Origin of the sequence: Hyphomonas atlantica corrig. (genome assembly GCF_017795365.1) — a bacterium.
Classification (GTDB): domain Bacteria; phylum Pseudomonadota; class Alphaproteobacteria; order Caulobacterales; family Hyphomonadaceae; genus Hyphomonas; species Hyphomonas atlantica.
Genome location: NZ_CP051254.1, coordinates 306,562 through 323,391 on the forward strand (window position 1 = coordinate 306,562; position 16,830 = coordinate 323,391).

Genomic DNA, 16,830 nt, shown 5'->3' on the forward strand with positions numbered 1-16,830 from the left:
GAACACCACGTCTTCGCGATCCTCTTGACGAGTCCGGCCCGGAAGCGCTTTGTGTTCGCAACTGCAAAAAACCGAACCGGAAGGAAACTCCATGTCTGATCAAGATCCCGTCGTTATCGTCGGTATGGGCCGCACGCCCATGGGTGGTTTGCTCGGCGACCTTGCTGGCCTGACAGCCAGCGAACTGGGCGCCATCGCGATCGAGAAGGCCGTCAGCGAAGCCAAGCTCGCCCCCGGCGAAGCCAATGAAATTATCATGGGCAACTGCCTTCCTGCCGGCCAGGGACAGGCCCCTGCCCGTCAGGCCGGGTTCAAAGCCGGTCAGGACAAGGGCCTTGAAGCCACCACAATCAACAAGATGTGCGGTTCCGGCATGCAGGCCGCTGTCATGGCGCGCAATGCCATTCTCGCAGGCGATGCGAGCATCGTGATCGCTGGCGGCATGGAATCCATGACCAACGCCCCGCACCTGATGCAGGTCCGCAAGGGCCACAAATACGGCACCATGGCCGCTCAGGATCATATGGCGCTGGACGGCTTGTCTGATGCTTACAAGGGCGGCCCCATGGGCGAGTTCGCCGACATGATTGCCGGAGAGTACCAGTTTACCCGCGAGCAACAGGACGCCTACGCGCTGGAAACGCTGAAGCGGGCCCAGGAAGCGACAGCAAACGGCAAGTTCAAGCGCGAGATTGCCCCGGTCACGATCAAGTCCCGCAAGGGCGAGACGGTTGTCGACACTGACGAACTGCCCCGCACAGCCCGCCCGGACAAGATCCCGAGCCTGCGTCCGGCGTTCTCGAAAGACGGCACAGTGACCGCGGCCAACGCCTCCGCCATTTCCGATGGTGCGGCAGCGCTGGTGCTGATGCGCGAATCCGAAGCGAAGAAGCGCGGCCTCGAGCCGCTCGCCAAGATCGTCTCCTCGTCCAGCCATGCGCATGAGCCAGAATACTTCACCACCGCGCCCGTGCCCGCCATGAAAAAGGCGCTCGAAAAGGCTGGCTGGAGCATCGACGAAGTTGAACTCTGGGAAGTGAACGAAGCTTTCGCCGTGGTTCCGATGATCGCGATGAAAGAGCTGGGCATTCCCCACGAGAAGCTGAACGTGAATGGCGGCGCCTGTGCCATGGGCCACCCAATCGGCGCTTCTGGCGCACGCCTGATCGTCACCCTGCTGGCCGCGATGGAAGATCGCGGCCTGAAGAAGGGTATGGCCAGCCTCTGTATCGGCGGCGGCGAAGGCATCGCCATGGCGCTGGAACGCTACTAGGGCGGCAATATGCTGGATGAAACCCGGATCCTCGACCATTTCGCCGAGCAGGCGCGCTGGTGCGAGGATCTGGGGTCACCGTTTACCGCTGCGCTGCTCCGGCGGTTTGCAGACGATTTCGACGCAGGCGGCCCCGTTGCAGACATTTGCGGCGACTGGAGCGGCAATCCCCGCAAGGATGCGCTCGGCCTGCGCCTGACCGGGTACCTGCATCACGCCGTCCTGACAGGTACGGCGAAGGCGCTCGCTGCCGCCTATCCCGCCGCGTCACCTGACTGGAACATGGATACGGTCTGGCGAGAGGCGAGAACGTGGCTGGAGAACTATCCGGAGGATGCGCGCACCTATCTGAAGAGCCCTCCGCAGACGAATGAAACGCGCCGGTCCATCGCGCTTCTGCCCGGCTTTCTGGAGCTGGCCACCAAATTTCGCATGCCCATGCACCTGCTGGAACTGGGCGCCAGCGCGGGCCTGAACCAGAATTGGGATCGGTTCACCTATGATGGCGGCACATGGCAAAAGCCCGGCCCCAGCGATGTTACCATTTCCACCGTCTGGAATGGCCCCGTGCCTGCCCACCTTGAAGCTGCGCCCCTGATCCAATCCCGCGCTGGATGCGATCTGAACCCGATAGATGTGTCTGATGAAGCCGCCTATCTGCGCCTGAAATCCTATACCTGGCCGGACCAGGCTGGGCGTCTCGCGCGGCTCGATGCCGCTGCCGAACTTGCCCGCCAGAGAGGCGTGCGCATCGAACAGGCCGACGCAATCGACTGGCTGGCAGACCGCCTGGCAAACCGCCCGGCGGAAGGGCTGACCGTCGTTTATCACTCCGTTTTCCTCGTCTATCCGCCCAAGGAAGACATCGCCCGCATCATGCGGCTGATCGAGGAGGCAGGCGCGGCGGCCACGGCAGACGCGCCGCTCGCCTGGCTATGTTTCGAACCAGAATCCCTGTTCGGAGGCGATCGCACGTCCCCGCGCATGCAGACACGGCTTCAGAGTTGGCCGGATGGCAGCGCACGTACACTGAACGAATCAGATGGTCACGTCACCTATATTGACGTTGTGGGCGACTAGTCCTGCGGGGCTGCGCCATAGGCCGCTGCGAGATCCTCTGCCAGACCATTCAGGGCCTGCACGCCCTTTTCGCTGAAACTGTTCGTGTTGACGATCACGACCACTCCTGCATCCGGGTAGAGCCTCACCGTAGACAACCACATCGTGTTTGACCCGCTGTGCCCAAGCGCAGCGCCAGATGGACTGTCGGGAACCACGCCCCAGCCCAGTGCATAGTCTGACGCCTCGTCCGGATAGGGCATGAGCAGCTTCGCTTCTGTTTCATCCGGCGTCAGGAAACTGCTGAGCAACCGTGCATGCGCCTCCAATGGTACATGCAACGTGCCCGCCGGGGCCAGCGCAGGCGGATTGTCCGCATCCAGACCAGCGCCCTGCCCCTTCAGCCCGCCGAACAGGCCTTTCCGGTGGCCTTCAATGCCCTCTGGCGGCGGACCAAAGCCCCATCCCTCGCCAGACGGAACCAGCTCTGCCAGGAACAGGGATTCGTAATTCTCATGCCCCATGCGCTCAGCGATACGGTCCAGCGCCGCGCCGGCCACCATGTATCCGTAATTGGAATAGGTGAAGCTGCCCGGCTCGGTCTTGGGCGGTTTGGCGAGTGCAGCCCTTGCCAAGCTGGTCCGTTGCGCCTCCACCGTGTTTGAAGACGCCCGGCTGGTCAGGAACCAGGTCACGCCCGGATTGGCGGCCATCCCGCTGCGATGCGCCAACAGGTCTTCAATTGTGATGTCCGACCACGCCGCATCCATTTCATCGGTCAGGTCCGGCAGCAATTCCGGCAGCGTCGCGCCCCATCTCGCCTCCCCTCGCTCAACGAGACGCCCATAAAGCAAACCGGTCAGCATCTTGGTATTGGAGCCGATATGCCAAGCATCATCCGGCCGCGCTGCGTCCCCCTTGCCCCGGACGCGATCGCCCGTCACGGCGAGCGCAAGGATCTGCCCATCCACATCCGCAACCACTGCGCCAAGCGCGACCAGACCCGCCTTGTCGCGCACCGTTTCGAGCTTCGCAGTCAGGTCTTCGGGCGACATCGATTCGCTCCAGGCAGGCATCGCCAATGCCAGCGCAAACAAGAATGTGACCAGGCATTTCAGCATGTCGCGCACCTCCGCATGCGCGCACCGCCAATCAGGCTGAGGTCGGTTTCTTGATATCCTCAACCAGGTCCAGCGGCAGCGCCGTTGTGCGTTTTGCAACGCGAATTACGATGCGGGACTGAACATCTGACACCAGCGCCGAGCCGAGCAGATTGTCCCGCAGGAAATTGTCATAGGCGTGCATGTCTGTCGTGATGATGTGGATCATGTAGTCCACCGCGCCCGTCACGGTCATGCACTCGATCACTTCGGGCCACGCCTGAACCATTTGCTCGAACGCATCAAGGTTTTCCCGGCTCGGCAGCGCCAGTTTGACGCTGGCCATCACTTCAAAGTTGAGCCCGAGCGAGGAATTGTCCAGAAGGGTCACCCGGCCCGTGATGAAGCCAGCCTCTTCCATGCGCTTGATGCGGCGCCAGCAGGGTGATGAAGACAGGCCTACGCGGTCGGCGATCTCGGCAACGGACAGGCCGGCGTCATGCTGAACAATGTCCAGGATTCGCGCGTCGACGGCATCTAGTTCTTGGGGCAATCTTTGCTCACTTTCTTGCGTATCTTGGTAAATTTAACCCCGCAATAGCAAATATCGCGCAAGATAGGCAAGCAATTTCACTTAATTTACCCAATAATATGCCTAAACCCTCATTTCATAGGCATATCATGCAACATCGTGAAGTTACGCTGGACGACAAATACAAGCTTGTCGAGGGAAAAGCGTTCATGACCGGCATTCAGGCGCTGGTCCGCCTACCACTTGATCGCAAACGTCTCGATCTGCGTCAGAATCTGAACACGGCCGGCTTCATTTCCGGGTATCGCGGCTCGCCGCTGGGCGGCTACGACCAGCAATTGCGTGCCGCGCAAAAATGGCTCGACGCGCACGATATCAAGTTCTGGGAAGGCCTGAACGAAGACCTTGGCGCAACTGCCGTCTGGGGCAGCCAGCAGCTCGGCCTGTTCCCCGGCGCAAAATATGATGGCCTGTTCGGCATCTGGTACGGCAAGGCCCCGGGTGTCGACCGCACAGGTGACGTGTTCAAACATGCCAACGCTGCCGGCGCCTCCGATCATGGCGGTGTGCTGGCGATCATCGGCGACGACCATAATTGCAAGTCTTCGACTCTTCCCTCGCAGTCAGAATACGCCATGGCGGACGCCGAAATCCCCGTCCTCAACCCGGCCTCGATCCAGGATGTGCTGGATTACGGCATTCATGGCTGGGCGATGAGCCGCTTTTCCGGCGCATGGACCGGCCTCGTAGCCCTCGCTGACACGATGGATTCCGGTTCGGTCGTCAGCGTCGATCTCGACCGCTTCAATTTCATCCAGCCCGACTTCCAATTGCCGGAAGACGGCGTGCATTTGCGGCGCGGCGACAGCCCGCTCGACAAGGAACGCCGCCTGCGTCAGGTGAAGCTGCCCGCTGCGCAAGCCTATGTGCGCGCCAACAAGCTGGACCAGGTCATCCTGCCTTCGCCGAAACCCCGTGTCGGTGTTGTCGTGACGGGACAAGCTGCCCGCGATGTGTTCGAGGCACTCGCGGCGCTCGGCCTGTCACCGCAGGATGCAGGACGCCTGGGTCTCTCCGTGTACAAGGTGGCCATGCCGTGGCCGCTGGAACCGGAAGGGATCCGGGCGTTCTGCAAAGGTCTGGAACGCGTGGTCGTGATCGAACACAAGCGCCCGCTGATCGAAGACCAGTTGCGCTCTGTGCTGTATGACCTGCCAGATGGCCAGCGCCCGGCGGTGGAAGGCAAGCGCGACCGCGAAGGCCGCCCCCTCCTCTCCGACATTGCCTCCATCTCCATCCCGGAAATGGCCGAAACACTGATGAAGATTCTGCCGGAAGGCTGGGATACCTCACGGGCCAAGGCCTATTTCGACCGCATCGGCCGCGCCGGGGAAGCCGCACGCACCAATGCGACGGCAACCCTCCGCACACCGCACTATTGTTCCGGCTGCCCGCACAATTCCTCCACCGTCGTGCCGGAAGGCTCGCGCGCGCTGGCAGGTATTGGCTGTCACTATATGGCGAATTTCATGCCAGACCGGAAAACCGACATGACCAGCCAGATGGGCGGCGAAGGCATCGCCTGGGTCGGCCAGCACTGGGCGACGGACGAGCCGCACGTCTTCGTCAATCTCGGCGACGGCACCTACTCCCATTCCGGCAGCCTTGCCATCCGCGCCGCGGTCACCTCCGGCGCGAACATGACCTACAAGATTCTGTATAACGACGCCGTCGCCATGACCGGCGGCCAGCATGTGGAATCCGGCCAGACCCCGGCCCAGATTGCCCAGCAGGTCGAAGCCGAAGGTGTCGAAACCATTGTCATCGTCACCGAAGATCCGACCCGTTACGCCAACGTCAAACACATTCCGCGCCGCGTGAAGATCTACGACCGCGAGGAGCTGGACGAGGTCCAGAAGATGTTGCGCGAAACGCCGGGCGTCTCCGTCATGATCTACGACCAAATCTGCGCCACGGAAAAACGTCGCCGCTCCAAGCGCGGCCTGCGCGCACCGGACCGCACGCGCGTCGTGATCAATACCGAAGTCTGCGAAGGCTGTGGTGATTGTTCGATCAAATCGAACTGCCTGTCGGTTGAGCCGGTCGAGACCGAACTTGGCCGCAAGCGCCGGATCAACCAGTCAACCTGTAACACGGACCTGTCCTGCCTGCGGGGCTTCTGCCCGAGCTTCGTGACCATTCAGGATGGCGAGCCGGCCTGGCAGGACCAACCTCGTCCGGAGTTTGACGATGCGGGCTTGCCCCTGCCAGAAACGCCGGGACTGTCGGAGCCGTGGAACGTGCTGTTCACTGGCGTTGGCGGTACGGGCGTCACCACCGTCGCCGCCGTGCTGGCAATGGCCGCGCATGTGGATGGCAACGCCGCCTCCAGCCTGGACATGACCGGCCTTGCCCAGAAGGGCGGCCCGGTGCTCAGCCATATCCGCTTCGCGAAAGAGCCGGAGATGATCTCCACCGGCAAGGTTCCGCCGGCCAGCGCAGACCTGATCATTGCCTGCGACCTTGTCGTGGCGGCGGGCGGGGACGCGCTGAATTTGATGGATGTCGGCCGCACCGCCGCCTATGCGAATTCTGACGTCACCCCGACCAGCGAGTTCATCCGGGACCGGTCAAAGCGTTTCGAGAGCGACCTCCTGGCCGCGCGCGTGAAGCGTCAGGCCCGTGACTTCGGCGCATTTGATGCCGAGGCGCTGGCTGTCGGCTACCTCCACGATGCGATCTATACGAACATGATCATGGTCGGATACGCCTGGCAGAAAGGCCAGGTCCCGATCAGCCTGCGGGCGCTCTATCGCGCGATCCGCCTGAACGGCACGAAGGTGGAAGACAACATGTCCGCCTTCAACATTGGCCGCATCGCCGCCGCTGACCCGGACCGTCTTCTGCCCCAGACGGACCCGCGCGGCCATATCGAGGAGAAAACCCTCGACGAGCTGATCGAGGATCGGGCCAGCCGCCTGACCGCCTATCAGGACGCCGCCTATGCGGAAAAATACCGCAGCATCGTGGCGCAGGTCCGCGCTGCGGAGCATGCCGCAGGATTGGGTGAGAAACTGACCCGAGCCGCCGCCACCTATGCCTACAAGCTGATGGCCTACAAGGATGAATACGAAGTCGCCCGTCTCTACACGGATGGCAAGTTCGCCGACTATGTCGCCAGCCAGTTCAAGGGCGGCAAGATGCGCCTCATGCTGGCCCCGCCGATCCTCGCCAAGAAGGATGCCGAAGGCCATCTGAAGAAGAAGCATTTCGGCCCGTGGATGTTCCGCGTCTTCAAGCTGATGGCGAAATTCAAGGGCCTGCGCGGCACGCGGTTTGATCTGTTCGGCTACACCGAAGAACGCCGGATGGAGCGCCAGCTACGCGATGATTATCTCGCCGGGCTTGCCCGCATGGCGCAGGAACTCTCCGCACAAAACCATGCCCTGGCCATCGCGCTCGCCGAAATCCCGGACGAGATCCGCGGCTATGGCCACGTCAAGGAAGCGGCCGTTGAACTTGCCAAGGCGAAAGAGGCAGACCTCTGGAAAGGCTGGCCGGACGGCACAATGCCCAAGGCAAAGACCACGCTGATCGCGGCGGCGGAGTAGACCCTAGTCTACTTCGTCCACCCGCACATCAATGATCGTGCCTTTCTTGCCGAGCTTTTCGAGCGTCTTCTCGATGTCATCGGACTCGACCGTGCGCGTATAGGTCTTTGTGCCGCCACTGAATTTCTTCACCTTGACGGTCAGCTTCACGTCGCGTTCCGGCCCGTCCAGCGCGTCGCCGGTGGCGCTCACCACGCCGGAGCCGACCTTGTAGGCGCCCTTGGCCGTGCCCTCGACCACATCGCCCGCCACGCCGACAGGCACGGTGACGATCTTGGTGGCAAGACAAGCTGGCAGGGTGGCAATCATGCCCGCAACAAGCGCAAAACGAAGGACAGGCATGGCGAAATCTCCTCAAGGCTTGCGCCATGTTAAACCAGAGGATTGTTGAAGCGAGGTTACGGTTTGGTCAGCTCATTGCGCGCCGGACCCCCACCTGCCCTCCCCCTTTCAGGGGGAGGAACCCAGACAGTGAATTTGATCAGAGGTGCGATTGGCGTTCTCCCCCTTGAAAAGGGGGAGACAGAGGGGGATCCAACGGGCTCGCCGTTTGTCCGGCATTATGGAGCAGACTCACCATTTATGGTGAAGACTGGGGGCGGCTTTGAATAGGCGCCTAAAACCACTTACAGGTTGGCTTCCTTTAACGCTTCAGTTTAAAAGTGGTGTTAGTGATACTTTGGAGGAGCCCGTGACTGTCTGCGTAGCCGCCCTATGCGGAAACATGATTTTTGGTGCTGCGGATCAAATGCTGACGGCCGGAGATATCCAGTTTCAGCCGTCGCGGCCTAAGATCAATCGCCTCACCACGTCTATCGTTGCGATGACCTCTGGTGATGCCGCGTTTCAAGCAGAGGTCCTCGCCGAGCTTAGCAAAGAAATTAGTTTGCGGCTTCAAGACGAGAATGTTGGATGGCTGGAGGTACGAGAAATTGCCTATGCTTATTCTCGGCACAGGAGCTTGTTGCGCAACAAGCGAATAGAGGAACAAATTCTTGTTCCATTGGGGCTTGATTATCCGGCGTACCTAGCAAATCAGTCATCTCTGGCGCCGAATCTGGTCAACGATATCGCTAAAGAGATGCTTGCGTTTCAGGTGCCGTATTGCACGACAATTATTTGCGGCGTCGATGATTTCGGAGCACACCTCTACAAGGTGTTGGACGGAGATGTAATATGTAGCGACCAAATAGGTTTTGCAGCGATAGGAAGTGGCTCTAGGCACGCTGAATCGGATTTCATGCTGGCTGCGCATTCACGCTTCGACTCTATGTCCGACACCTTGTTTAGAACGTATGCCGCGAAACGCCGTGCAGAGTTGGCCCCTGGGGTTGGAGAGCGAACAGATTTCTTCATGATTGGATCTGAGCCAGGCTCATTCCAATATCTAAATAACGAGATATTGGAAACGCTAAACAAAGAGTACGATAAGCTTGTCCGGGATGAGAAAAAGGCGCTAGCTAAAGCGCACGCGGGAATCCAGAACTATGTCGATGAACTTGCCAGACGAAACGAAGAAGATGGCCGCAGCGCTACTACAGACCAAGCGTCCGCTGACCGCGCCAGCTCCCGCAGGTCTACTGAGGAAGAAGGCCCCTAATCTACTCATCAAGCAAGATAGCTCGACCGCTCCCAAATCTAAGAATCGAGGTTGACTTTAAATTCCAAGGCGTCAGCGCATTGGAGGAAAAACGCTGCCGAAAAGCTCCCTCGGCTGATCTTATTCTCAAGCCCGCGAGCCGTTATCTCTATTCCCATAGAGTTTATTCGCTCTGCTAGCTCTTCATAGCTAACCTTAGATCTGACCATAGCAGCACGTAGCAACTCCTTCGCGTTGTTTTCATACTCGGCGTTGACCAATGCGGCCTTCTCGGAAGTGCTCTTTCGCTTAGGCGGTCTAGATTTCGTGGCAGTCATAACGGCTCCAAACAAATCACCATTTTCGGTGAAAATACCACTTGACGGCGATTCCGTAAATGGCCATATTAAACTCACCAAATATGGTGATTACAAAATGGCTCAGCACTTCCTTCTCTCTCCCGCAGCAAAGACGCTTTCACTGGCGAAAATCCTCCGCATGTCGGATCAGGATGCCGAGAAAGCCTTCCGCATGATCCGTTGGGCGGATACGGACGGTGAGCCGGTCTGCCCTGAATGCGGCTGCCTTGAACACTACAACCTCAAGAGCCGCCCCGTCTGGAAGTGCAAGGGCTGCTCAAAGCAGTTCAGCCTGACAAGCGGCACCATCTTTCACAGCCGCAAGCTGAGCATCCGCGACATTCTTGGCGCAATCGCCATCTTCACGAATGGCGCGAAAGGGTACTCCGCCCTCCAACTTTCCCGTGATCTGGATATTGATTACAAGACGGCCTTCGTGCTGCTCCACAAATGCCGCGAAGCGATAGGGCTTGCCCGCGATGCTGGCGCTCTCAGCGGTGACGTTGAGGTCGATGGCGCTTACTTCGGTGGCTATGTGAAGCCCGCAAACAAGCGCGAGGATCGCAAGGATCGCCGCAAGAAGATCCACCGGTCCGGCAAGCGCCAGGTTGTTGTTGTCATGCGTGAGCGTGGCGGACGTACCCTGACGCATGTGGGCGTATCTGAAGCGGAAGGCGTCGCTGCCGCCAAAGCAAACGTTGCAGCTGGCGCGACTGTCCACGCTGACGAGGCTTCGCATTGGGACAAGCTCGCCGCTCACTTCCCGATAAAGCGGATCAATCACCAGCAGGCTTACTCTGCTGACGGCGCTTGCACCAATCAGGCTGAGAGTTTCTTCAGTCGCGTTCGCCGCGCTGAGATTGGCATTCACCACCACATCGCAGGCAAATACCTCGCTGCATACGCTAGCGAAATGGCGTGGCGTGAAGACGCTCGCCGTACGTCGAACGGCAATCAATTCACTATGATAGTGGCCGCGTCCACTTCAGCTCCAAAGTCAGTAGCATGGCGCGGGTACTGGCAAAAAGGCTAGCTAAGAAAAGGCTAGCGGGCTAGGTGCTAGCCATTACTGTTGCCAGAATGATTTCTTGTGCTATGAAGTATGGCAAGGAGATTCGATATGTCGCGTCAACGCAGTCCAAACTACCCCAACATTTCGTTGCCTGAGGCAATCAGCCGGGCGGGTCGCGCCTACGAGTTAGATCGGGACGCGCCCCTTGATCGGGAGGTTGCCGCTAAGCACATTGGATATAGCGGGCGAAGCGGAACGTCCGACAAGACAATTGGATCGATCACTCAATACGGGCTGTTCGAGCCCGTAGGGAAAGGCGAAGTTCGCGTTTCTCGGCTCGCGTTGGATATTTTGCATCCGCTCGATGAAAGCAAAAAGCGCGAAGCGCTCCAGCGTGCCGCTTATATGCCTTCTGCTTTCCAATTGTTGCGATCCCGATTTGGTGCCGGTGTGGTGCCGTCCGAGGATGCGGCAACTGCATACCTAATCCGCGAAAATTTTCTGCCTCATGCGATTGAACGGATTTACTCGTCTTACGATGCAACTTGCCAATTTCTGAAACAGGAAGGGGCGAACGAATTTACTGTTCCTTCCGAAGAAATAGTAGAAGAATCTCCTGCACCGGGGGCCGCTGCCCAGCCGAGTGTAGGCTCAGATGAGGCTAGATCTCGGCCCGCATCGCGCGCCCCGTATCGCAGTACGGAGGCAACAGGTATGCAACGAATGCTTACGCAAGGGATGCTCTCAAAAGGCGCGACTTTTGAGATTATCGTAACCGGCCAGATCGGGCCGAAAGAGATCGACACACTCATTCGCAAGCTTGAAATCGATAAAGCAATTTTGGCGGATGATGACAAAATTGACGGGGAGGCCGACGAATGACCTCCCCTATATAATCCCGGCTCGGTTGAGGTCGCGTCTCGTCCGGGTCGGCAGGCACCGTGAGGGTGTCAGGGGTCGGGGGCGAAAGCCCCCGGCTCTATCGAAACCTCACACTATCGCGAAGGCAGTTCTAAGTCCAATAAATACAAGCAGGCCGGGCAATTGGCACTCACAACACACCCAAAAGTTGGCACCATTCTGCAATGCAGATTTGAGCCAGGTTTCAAAGCGCCCGAGATGCTGAAGAAGCGGGCCGTTATCGTTATTTCGCCAAGGCTCCGGAAGCGCGATGGCTTGTGCGCAGTGGTGCCGCTTAGCACCACTGCGCCTGACCGGAAGATGCCCTACCACCACAAAATAAGTTTCGATCCCCTCCTTCCAATTCCCTATGAGGCTGCCGAACATTGGGTAAAGGGCGACATGGTCAATACGGTAGGATTCCACCGCTTGAGCCCACTGCACAATGGTCGTGATCAATCCGGAAGGCGAAGGTACGTATATCCCAAACTCTCGGACGAAGATCTCGAAATTGTGAAGGAATGCGTTCGTGCTGGTCTGGGGATTTAGCTTGATCTTAAGATTCAGAGCGCTCATATATGGGTGGTCCCCGCTCTGCTTCGGTATCGGGCGTAAGTCCTCTTCGGAGGCACCTTGGGCAACGATAACAAGTTTCCTGAGTTCTATAGGCCCAGCTTCGGCTGGGCCTTTTGTCATTCGGGGTTTGAGATTTTCCACAGCTTGTAAGGCCCGTATGCCCCGTGGTCAGTCGTCTGGCCCGCGCACTCAACGAGCCCCTGCTTTATAGAGTCCTTTATCGCGTAGGTGATGCTACTTCGAACTTTGTTGATGGTTTGGCGGTCGTCGCCCATGTCACACTCCCGCGCCCATAGTTCGGCAAGCTGGCGAGAGGTCATCGGCTCGGAAGCTTCGCGCAATTTAGCTAGAAGAAAGCGCTTTATACCGGTTCGGCGTGCTGGTTTCCTCTTTTCCGCAAATTCCTTAGCGGCCTCCGTTTCAGCGGACGGGTCAAACAACGTGATGACCGCCGCAATCTGATCTATTCCAGCATTTAGCCGCTTGATCTCGGCTTTGTGCCAGTCGCGAAGCTGGGTAAGCTCTTTGTGCTTGGCCGTGAGGCCAGACACGGTGTTAGGGCGGTCGTATTTGATTTCTTGTTCCATGACGGACTATCACCATAAAAGGTGAGGGAAATCAAGTCACCATTTATGGTGAGTCTGCTCCATAATGCCGCGTTTGTCCGCTACCCCCGCGCGAGAGACTCGTCGATCAGCCGCGCGGTGTTCTCCACGCCATAGAGCGCGGCGAAGCTGCCGAAGCGCGGGCCCTGGCTCTGGCCCAGCAGCACTTCATACAGCGCCTTGAACCATTCGCGCAGATTCTCGAACTCATGATCCTTCCCGACAGAGAAGGTCAGCGTCTGGAGGTTTTCAGACGTGCGCTCTCCGTCAAAGGCCTTGAGCCGCGCGGAGAGGTCTTCCATCGCGGCGCGTTCGGCATCGGTGGGCGCGCGATAGGTCTTCTGTGGCAGGACGAAATCGCGATAATAGCTCATCGCATAGCCCGCCAGATCATCCAGCAGCGGGTGCGTCTCCGGTGAGGCTTCCGGCGCATATTGCGAGATGAAGCCCCAGAGCTGGCTCCGGTCTTCCGGGTTCGCCACGGCGACGAGGTTCAGCAGCAGCGCAAAGCTGACCGGCGTCGTCTCTGCCGGCGGCTTGCCGGAATGGATGTGCCAGACCGGGTTCTCGATCTGACGCTCGGGCGCTTCGGCCGGATACTTCTCAAGGAAGGTGAGATATTCATCCACGGCCTTCGGGATGACATCGAAGTAGAGCTTCTTCGCCACGCGCGGTTTCTGGAACTGGAACAGGCTGAGGCTCTCATCCGGGGCATATTTCAGCCAGTCCTCGACCGAGATACCATTGCCCTTGGTCTTGGAGATTTTCTCGCCCTTCTCGTCCAGGAACATCTCATAAACATACTGTTCCGGCGGGCGCTTGCCCAGGATGCGCGTGATCTTGGAATAGATTGGCGCATTCGCCTGATGGTCCTTGCCGAACATTTCAAAGTCGACGCCAAGCGCGGCCCAGCGCATGCCGAAATCGGGCTTCCACTGCATCTTCACATGGCCACCGGTTACCGGCAGCGTGAATTCCTTGCCGCTCTCATCGTCAAACGTGATCGTGCCATTCTCTCCGTCAACGGATTTCATCGGCACATAGAGCACCTCCCCCGTTTCCGGATGGATCGGCAGGAACGGGCTATAGGTTGCCTGCCGCTCCTCGCCCAGCGTCGGCAACATCACATCCATGATGTCCTGATACTTGCGCGCGGCCTCGCGCAGCATGTCGTCAAACCGGCCGGATTTGTAGCATTCCGTGGCCGACAGGAATTCATACTCAAAGCCGAACTGATCAAGGAAGGCACACAGCCGCGCATTCATGTGCGCGCCATAGGAGGCGTGCGTGCCAAACGGGTCCGGCACAGCCGTCAGCGGCTGTTGCAAATAGGCTTCCAGGCTTTCCGGGTTCGGCACGGTCGGGGGCACTTTGCGCATCCCGTCCATGTCATCCGACACACAGATCAGGCGTGTCGTGTACTTGCCGCCGGTCAGCGCCTCAAACGCATGGCGCACCATCGTCGTGCGCACGACTTCGCCAAACGTGCCGATATGCGGCAGGCCGGATGGGCCATAGCCGGTCTCGAACGTGACCGGGTCATCCGCCGTGCGCTGGCCGGCCTTGATCTGCTGCTCCACACGCTGTTCCAGCTTGCGGGCAAGCTCGAACGGCCAGGCCTTTGCGGATTGGGCGAGCGCGGAAAGATCGGTCATCGGGAATGTCAGTCATGCTTGAGTGAAAACAGGTCCGCCGGACCTAGAGGCCGCAGGGGTTGCGGTCAAGCTGGGGAACTACAACTTCCAGATTAAGCCTTCGTCTAGATCTCTTCCGGAACTATCTTCGCTGCCTTTCTCATGAAGGCCTTAGCGCTTAGAAGAACTTCCTCACACTCTTCCCTGTCAAACCTGAGTTGCAAGTGCATAGTGTAGTTTCGCCAAGCATTCTTAATAGCAAACAAGTGGTTTATGGCATCGGTATAAAAGTCTTTTTGTGCTTCCCAATTCGGTATTTTTCTTGAGTTCTCCCTATCTCGGACAAGTGTCTCCAATTCATTCAATGGTGAATTCCAATTCTTGAAGCCTTCCACTCCGAAGCTCTGAACCATTCGAGTCAGCGGCAACTCAATTGAACGAAGCGCATGAAATACGGACGCCGTATACTGACGTACAACGAAGCAAGTTCCGCAAGCCGTTATTTCAGGAATTACAGAAGGAAAGGCGTTAAAAACTTCTTCCCCGAAGCATTCCATCTGATCGTAGTGTTTCGACGCCTCATTTTCCAGCAAAAGGACACTGCTTTCTTCAACTGCTTAATTGAAGAATTTGAGAGCCAAATAAAACGACTGCTGAGAAAGCCGATCACTCTGCTTGCTGATCTCCCAGAACTGAGCGGATAGATCGTGTTTTTCGAATAGATCACACATCGTTGCCATAGCTATTCTCAACCTGTATTATCACTCTACAGATTTTTTGTGCACACCCTTAACCCATGCGGGAGCCGAGTGTAAATTTTGTGACCATCGAAAATTATGAATTTCGCCACAAGCTGAAATATCAAATCTCGCACCTCCTTCAGTTTCTTCTGAGTTCCTCAAAACATAAACAGAAACAAATCCAGGAAACCGGTGAGAGTCCAAATCGTAATCGTAGTTTTTGGCACCTATTTTGGGCGGCACTTTATTCTCGTCGAACTCCTCACGAAAATTTCGACCGGAATCATCCGGGTTGAGCCGCCTGAACCGCTCAAGGTCGTCAGTTGAATAGTCAACTGTATTGGGGTCGTTTTTATCGTACCATGACGGAGGCTTTGTATTTAGCTGGCCAATAATGTGCGCATAGGCGATGTCTTCCAGTTCTCTGTCAGACAGGTATCGCTTCTGCTTGAAACAGTACCCTCGCTCAAACTTGTCCATGTCTGATCCGGGCGGCGCACACGCCTTTAACAAACAAGCTGCCATCGTCAAGATGAGCACTCGCACAGCCACCGACGAGTTGCATACCGCTGAAAACATAAACTGCCTTTCCGCGCCCTCCAAAGGCGTCATTCCCTTTAGTACTTGCTCACATATGTCCCAAAGGCAGAGACCAGACTTCTGGCGGGTCCTTGCTGGAAAGTTTCCACCTCTCCATCAGCCTCGAATGCTACGCTGCATTGATAAATGACGTAGCCAAAGGCACCGCGACGCTTCTTGGCGGAATGAAAGTTAGGAGGATCAGCCTCTGAGTGTTTATGGAAGCTGCAGCATTGAGGATTCGCAAAATGCGGCGCCTCGTAAGACTCATACTCAGAGTCTTTTCCCATTTCTGAAAGCGATCTGAACACGGTCCCAGCCCACTCGGTTCAACCGAACTTCTCCGTATTCATCTTCTTCAAGGCAATCCTCTTCACAATAAGCCTCCTCTGCGCTCGCTATAATTTTTGCGATCTCCATTATTCCATAAACTCTTAGAACTTTGACCATCTGCATTCCGATTCTTTGGATCCGCCGCGCACACAAAACCCTAAAAGTTTAGATGAGTTTCTATCTTAGGCAAAACAAAAGGCGCGCTATGAGTAAAAAATATTTGACATGTCAAAAATCTTTGACCATATAGGTCATGTAAGAAATTTTTGACATGGAGACATCAAATGTCCTTTCACGAAAAATCGGCCTGGATCATGGGCCTGCTGCTCTCGCTCACCGGGCTCTGGTATATCAATCAGGTGTGGAGCCGGTCAGAGGCGCTGGGCGAGACCATTGGCCCGAACATCGTGTTGATCGCGGTGGCGACCGGCATGCTGGTCTTCGGCGCCATCATCAGCCACATCATCATCGCGGCCAGCAGCCCGGAAGAGGCCAATGACGCAGAGGATGAACGCGACCAGCAGGTGCTGCGCCGCGCGGGCAATATCTCCGGCTATGTGCTGGGCTTCGGCATCTTTGCGGGCCTCTGGCACTATTACTTCCTCGCCGATGGCAACATGCTGTTCCACATTGCGGTGGCCAGCCTGATCGCGTCGCAAGTGGCCGAATATGCCCTCACCATCCTTTTCTATCGCCGGGGCGTGTAAGCATGGCCAAACGCCCCCCTATCCTGAACCGTGTGAAGGCCCTGCGAGAGGCCCATGACGGGATGAGCCAGGCGGCCCTGGCCAAAGAGATCGGCGTGACGCGGCAAACCGTGATCGCCATCGAACAGGGCCGCTACTCCCCCTCCCTCGAAAGCGCCTTTCGCATCGCCCGGGTCTTCGGCGTCAGCCTCGATGACGTGTTCCAATGGGACGAAACCGCCGAAAGCTGAC

At 57.7% G+C, this 16,830-nt stretch carries 17 protein-coding genes; 10 read left to right on the top strand and 7 right to left on the bottom strand.

Going from position 1 to position 16,830, the window contains the following annotated elements; translation table 11 throughout:
• Positions 1–91 precede the first annotated feature (91 nt).
• Together HF931_RS01470 and HF931_RS01475 are read left to right on the top strand one after the other, a co-directional pair.
• Positions 92–1,273 carry a thiolase family protein gene (locus HF931_RS01470; protein WP_273241591.1) on the top strand — a complete coding sequence of 394 codons (1,182 nt, stop codon included), beginning with the start codon at positions 92–94 and terminating at the stop codon, positions 1,271–1,273.
• Positions 1,274–1,282: 9 nt separating this feature from the next.
• Positions 1,283–2,353 (top strand): DUF2332 domain-containing protein, encoded by a 1,071-nt coding sequence (locus HF931_RS01475; RefSeq protein WP_273241592.1) that lies wholly within the window; start codon positions 1,283–1,285, stop codon positions 2,351–2,353.
• Here the strand turns inward: HF931_RS01475 and HF931_RS01480 are convergent.
• Both HF931_RS01480 and HF931_RS01485 read right to left on the bottom strand, forming a co-directional pair.
• A complete protein-coding gene (locus HF931_RS01480; RefSeq protein WP_273241593.1) occupies positions 2,350–3,453 on the bottom strand; it encodes a serine hydrolase domain-containing protein in 1,104 nt (367 codons plus the stop codon). The two genes, HF931_RS01475 and HF931_RS01480, sit on opposite strands and share 4 nt — an antisense overlap.
• Before the next feature lie 31 nt (positions 3,454–3,484).
• The gene (locus tag HF931_RS01485; RefSeq protein WP_035554470.1) at positions 3,485–3,985 is read right to left on the bottom strand and encodes an Lrp/AsnC family transcriptional regulator; all 501 of its coding nucleotides are present in this window, start codon (positions 3,983–3,985) and stop codon (positions 3,485–3,487) included.
• A 128-nt stretch (positions 3,986–4,113) separates the two neighbouring features.
• Here HF931_RS01485 and HF931_RS01490 point away from each other — a divergent pair, with 128 nt between their 5' ends.
• Positions 4,114–7,575, top strand: coding sequence for an indolepyruvate ferredoxin oxidoreductase family protein (locus HF931_RS01490; protein ID WP_420537717.1), 3,462 nt, complete (start codon positions 4,114–4,116; stop codon positions 7,573–7,575).
• Between the two features lie 3 nt (positions 7,576–7,578).
• On the opposite strand, the gene HF931_RS01495 is transcribed toward HF931_RS01490, so the two are convergent.
• Complete coding sequence (locus HF931_RS01495) at positions 7,579–7,917, bottom strand: hypothetical protein (protein ID WP_273241595.1); 339 nt, start codon at positions 7,915–7,917, stop codon at positions 7,579–7,581.
• 382 nt (positions 7,918–8,299) lie between these two features.
• On the opposite strand from HF931_RS01495, the gene HF931_RS01500 reads away from it, so the two are divergent.
• The gene (locus HF931_RS01500; protein ID WP_273241597.1) at positions 8,300–9,175 is read left to right on the top strand and encodes an Ntn hydrolase family protein; all 876 of its coding nucleotides are present in this window, start codon (positions 8,300–8,302) and stop codon (positions 9,173–9,175) included.
• A gap of 38 nt (positions 9,176–9,213) precedes the next feature.
• On the opposite strand, the gene HF931_RS17125 is transcribed toward HF931_RS01500, so the two are convergent.
• Positions 9,214–9,492 carry a DUF6471 domain-containing protein gene (locus HF931_RS17125; RefSeq protein ID WP_420537718.1) on the bottom strand — a complete coding sequence of 93 codons (279 nt, stop codon included), beginning with the start codon at positions 9,490–9,492 and terminating at the stop codon, positions 9,214–9,216.
• A 97-nt stretch (positions 9,493–9,589) separates the two neighbouring features.
• Between HF931_RS17125 and HF931_RS01505 the strand changes: the two genes are divergently transcribed.
• The 3 genes from HF931_RS01505 to HF931_RS17130 all read left to right on the top strand — a co-directional run bounded on the left by HF931_RS01505 (position 9,590) and on the right by HF931_RS17130 (position 11,974).
• Positions 9,590–10,546, top strand: coding sequence for an IS1595 family transposase (locus HF931_RS01505; RefSeq protein WP_273241598.1), 957 nt, complete (start codon positions 9,590–9,592; stop codon positions 10,544–10,546).
• An 87-nt stretch (positions 10,547–10,633) separates the two neighbouring features.
• Complete coding sequence (locus HF931_RS01510) at positions 10,634–11,407, top strand: hypothetical protein (protein WP_273241599.1); 774 nt, start codon at positions 10,634–10,636, stop codon at positions 11,405–11,407.
• Positions 11,408–11,644: 237 nt separating this feature from the next.
• Positions 11,645–11,974: a type II toxin-antitoxin system PemK/MazF family toxin gene (locus HF931_RS17130; protein ID WP_420537725.1), complete on the top strand. Its 330-nt coding sequence runs from the start codon at positions 11,645–11,647 to the stop codon at positions 11,972–11,974.
• Positions 11,975–12,117: 143 nt separating this feature from the next.
• On the opposite strand, the gene HF931_RS01520 is transcribed toward HF931_RS17130, so the two are convergent.
• Together HF931_RS01520 and HF931_RS01525 are read right to left on the bottom strand one after the other, a co-directional pair.
• Entirely contained in the window at positions 12,118–12,588 is a 471-nt protein-coding gene (locus tag HF931_RS01520; RefSeq protein WP_273241601.1) for a hypothetical protein, read from the bottom strand.
• 80 nt (positions 12,589–12,668) lie between these two features.
• Complete coding sequence (locus HF931_RS01525; protein WP_273241602.1) at positions 12,669–14,261, bottom strand: lysine--tRNA ligase; 1,593 nt, start codon at positions 14,259–14,261, stop codon at positions 12,669–12,671.
• A gap of 425 nt (positions 14,262–14,686) precedes the next feature.
• On the opposite strand from HF931_RS01525, the gene HF931_RS01530 reads away from it, so the two are divergent.
• Positions 14,687–14,944 carry a hypothetical protein gene (locus HF931_RS01530; RefSeq protein ID WP_273241603.1) on the top strand — a complete coding sequence of 86 codons (258 nt, stop codon included), beginning with the start codon at positions 14,687–14,689 and terminating at the stop codon, positions 14,942–14,944.
• A gap of 57 nt (positions 14,945–15,001) precedes the next feature.
• Here the strand turns inward: HF931_RS01530 and HF931_RS01535 are convergent, their stop codons facing one another.
• Positions 15,002–15,460, bottom strand: a complete 459-nt coding sequence (locus HF931_RS01535) for a hypothetical protein (protein ID WP_273241605.1) — start codon at positions 15,458–15,460, stop codon at positions 15,002–15,004.
• A gap of 716 nt (positions 15,461–16,176) precedes the next feature.
• Here HF931_RS01535 and HF931_RS01540 point away from each other — a divergent pair.
• Both HF931_RS01540 and HF931_RS01545 read left to right on the top strand, forming a co-directional pair.
• Positions 16,177–16,599, top strand: coding sequence for a hypothetical protein (locus HF931_RS01540; protein ID WP_273241606.1), 423 nt, complete (start codon positions 16,177–16,179; stop codon positions 16,597–16,599).
• A gap of 2 nt (positions 16,600–16,601) precedes the next feature.
• Positions 16,602–16,829 carry a helix-turn-helix transcriptional regulator gene (locus HF931_RS01545; RefSeq protein WP_035554457.1) on the top strand — a complete coding sequence of 76 codons (228 nt, stop codon included), beginning with the start codon at positions 16,602–16,604 and terminating at the stop codon, positions 16,827–16,829.
• Position 16,830: the final 1 nt, after the last annotated feature.

Bases quoted from the DNA above. Each gene is read 5' to 3' on its own strand.
- HF931_RS17125 (WP_420537718.1), bottom strand. From the start codon at position 9,492: ATGACTGCCACGAAATCTAGACCGCCTAAGCGAAAGAGCACTTCCGAG.
- HF931_RS01505 (WP_273241598.1), top strand. From the start codon at position 9,590: ATGGCTCAGCACTTCCTTCTCTCTCCCGCAGCAAAGACGCTTTCACTG.
- HF931_RS01520 (WP_273241601.1), bottom strand. From the start codon at position 12,588: ATGGAACAAGAAATCAAATACGACCGCCCTAACACCGTGTCTGGCCTC.
- HF931_RS01490 (WP_420537717.1), top strand. From the start codon at position 4,114: ATGCAACATCGTGAAGTTACGCTGGACGACAAATACAAGCTTGTCGAG.
- HF931_RS01500 (WP_273241597.1), top strand. From the start codon at position 8,300: ATGATTTTTGGTGCTGCGGATCAAATGCTGACGGCCGGAGATATCCAG.
- HF931_RS01495 (WP_273241595.1), bottom strand. From the start codon at position 7,917: ATGCCTGTCCTTCGTTTTGCGCTTGTTGCGGGCATGATTGCCACCCTG.
- HF931_RS01525 (WP_273241602.1), bottom strand. From the start codon at position 14,261: ATGACCGATCTTTCCGCGCTCGCCCAATCCGCAAAGGCCTGGCCGTTC.
- HF931_RS01545 (WP_035554457.1), top strand. From the start codon at position 16,602: ATGGCCAAACGCCCCCCTATCCTGAACCGTGTGAAGGCCCTGCGAGAG.
- HF931_RS01535 (WP_273241605.1), bottom strand. From the start codon at position 15,460: ATGGACAAGTTTGAGCGAGGGTACTGTTTCAAGCAGAAGCGATACCTG.
- HF931_RS01475 (WP_273241592.1), top strand. From the start codon at position 1,283: ATGCTGGATGAAACCCGGATCCTCGACCATTTCGCCGAGCAGGCGCGC.
- HF931_RS01530 (WP_273241603.1), top strand. From the start codon at position 14,687: ATGAAATACGGACGCCGTATACTGACGTACAACGAAGCAAGTTCCGCA.
- HF931_RS01540 (WP_273241606.1), top strand. From the start codon at position 16,177: ATGTCCTTTCACGAAAAATCGGCCTGGATCATGGGCCTGCTGCTCTCG.
- HF931_RS01510 (WP_273241599.1), top strand. From the start codon at position 10,634: ATGTCGCGTCAACGCAGTCCAAACTACCCCAACATTTCGTTGCCTGAG.
- HF931_RS01470 (WP_273241591.1), top strand. From the start codon at position 92: ATGTCTGATCAAGATCCCGTCGTTATCGTCGGTATGGGCCGCACGCCC.
- HF931_RS17130 (WP_420537725.1), top strand. From the start codon at position 11,645: ATGCTGAAGAAGCGGGCCGTTATCGTTATTTCGCCAAGGCTCCGGAAG.
- HF931_RS01480 (WP_273241593.1), bottom strand. From the start codon at position 3,453: ATGCTGAAATGCCTGGTCACATTCTTGTTTGCGCTGGCATTGGCGATG.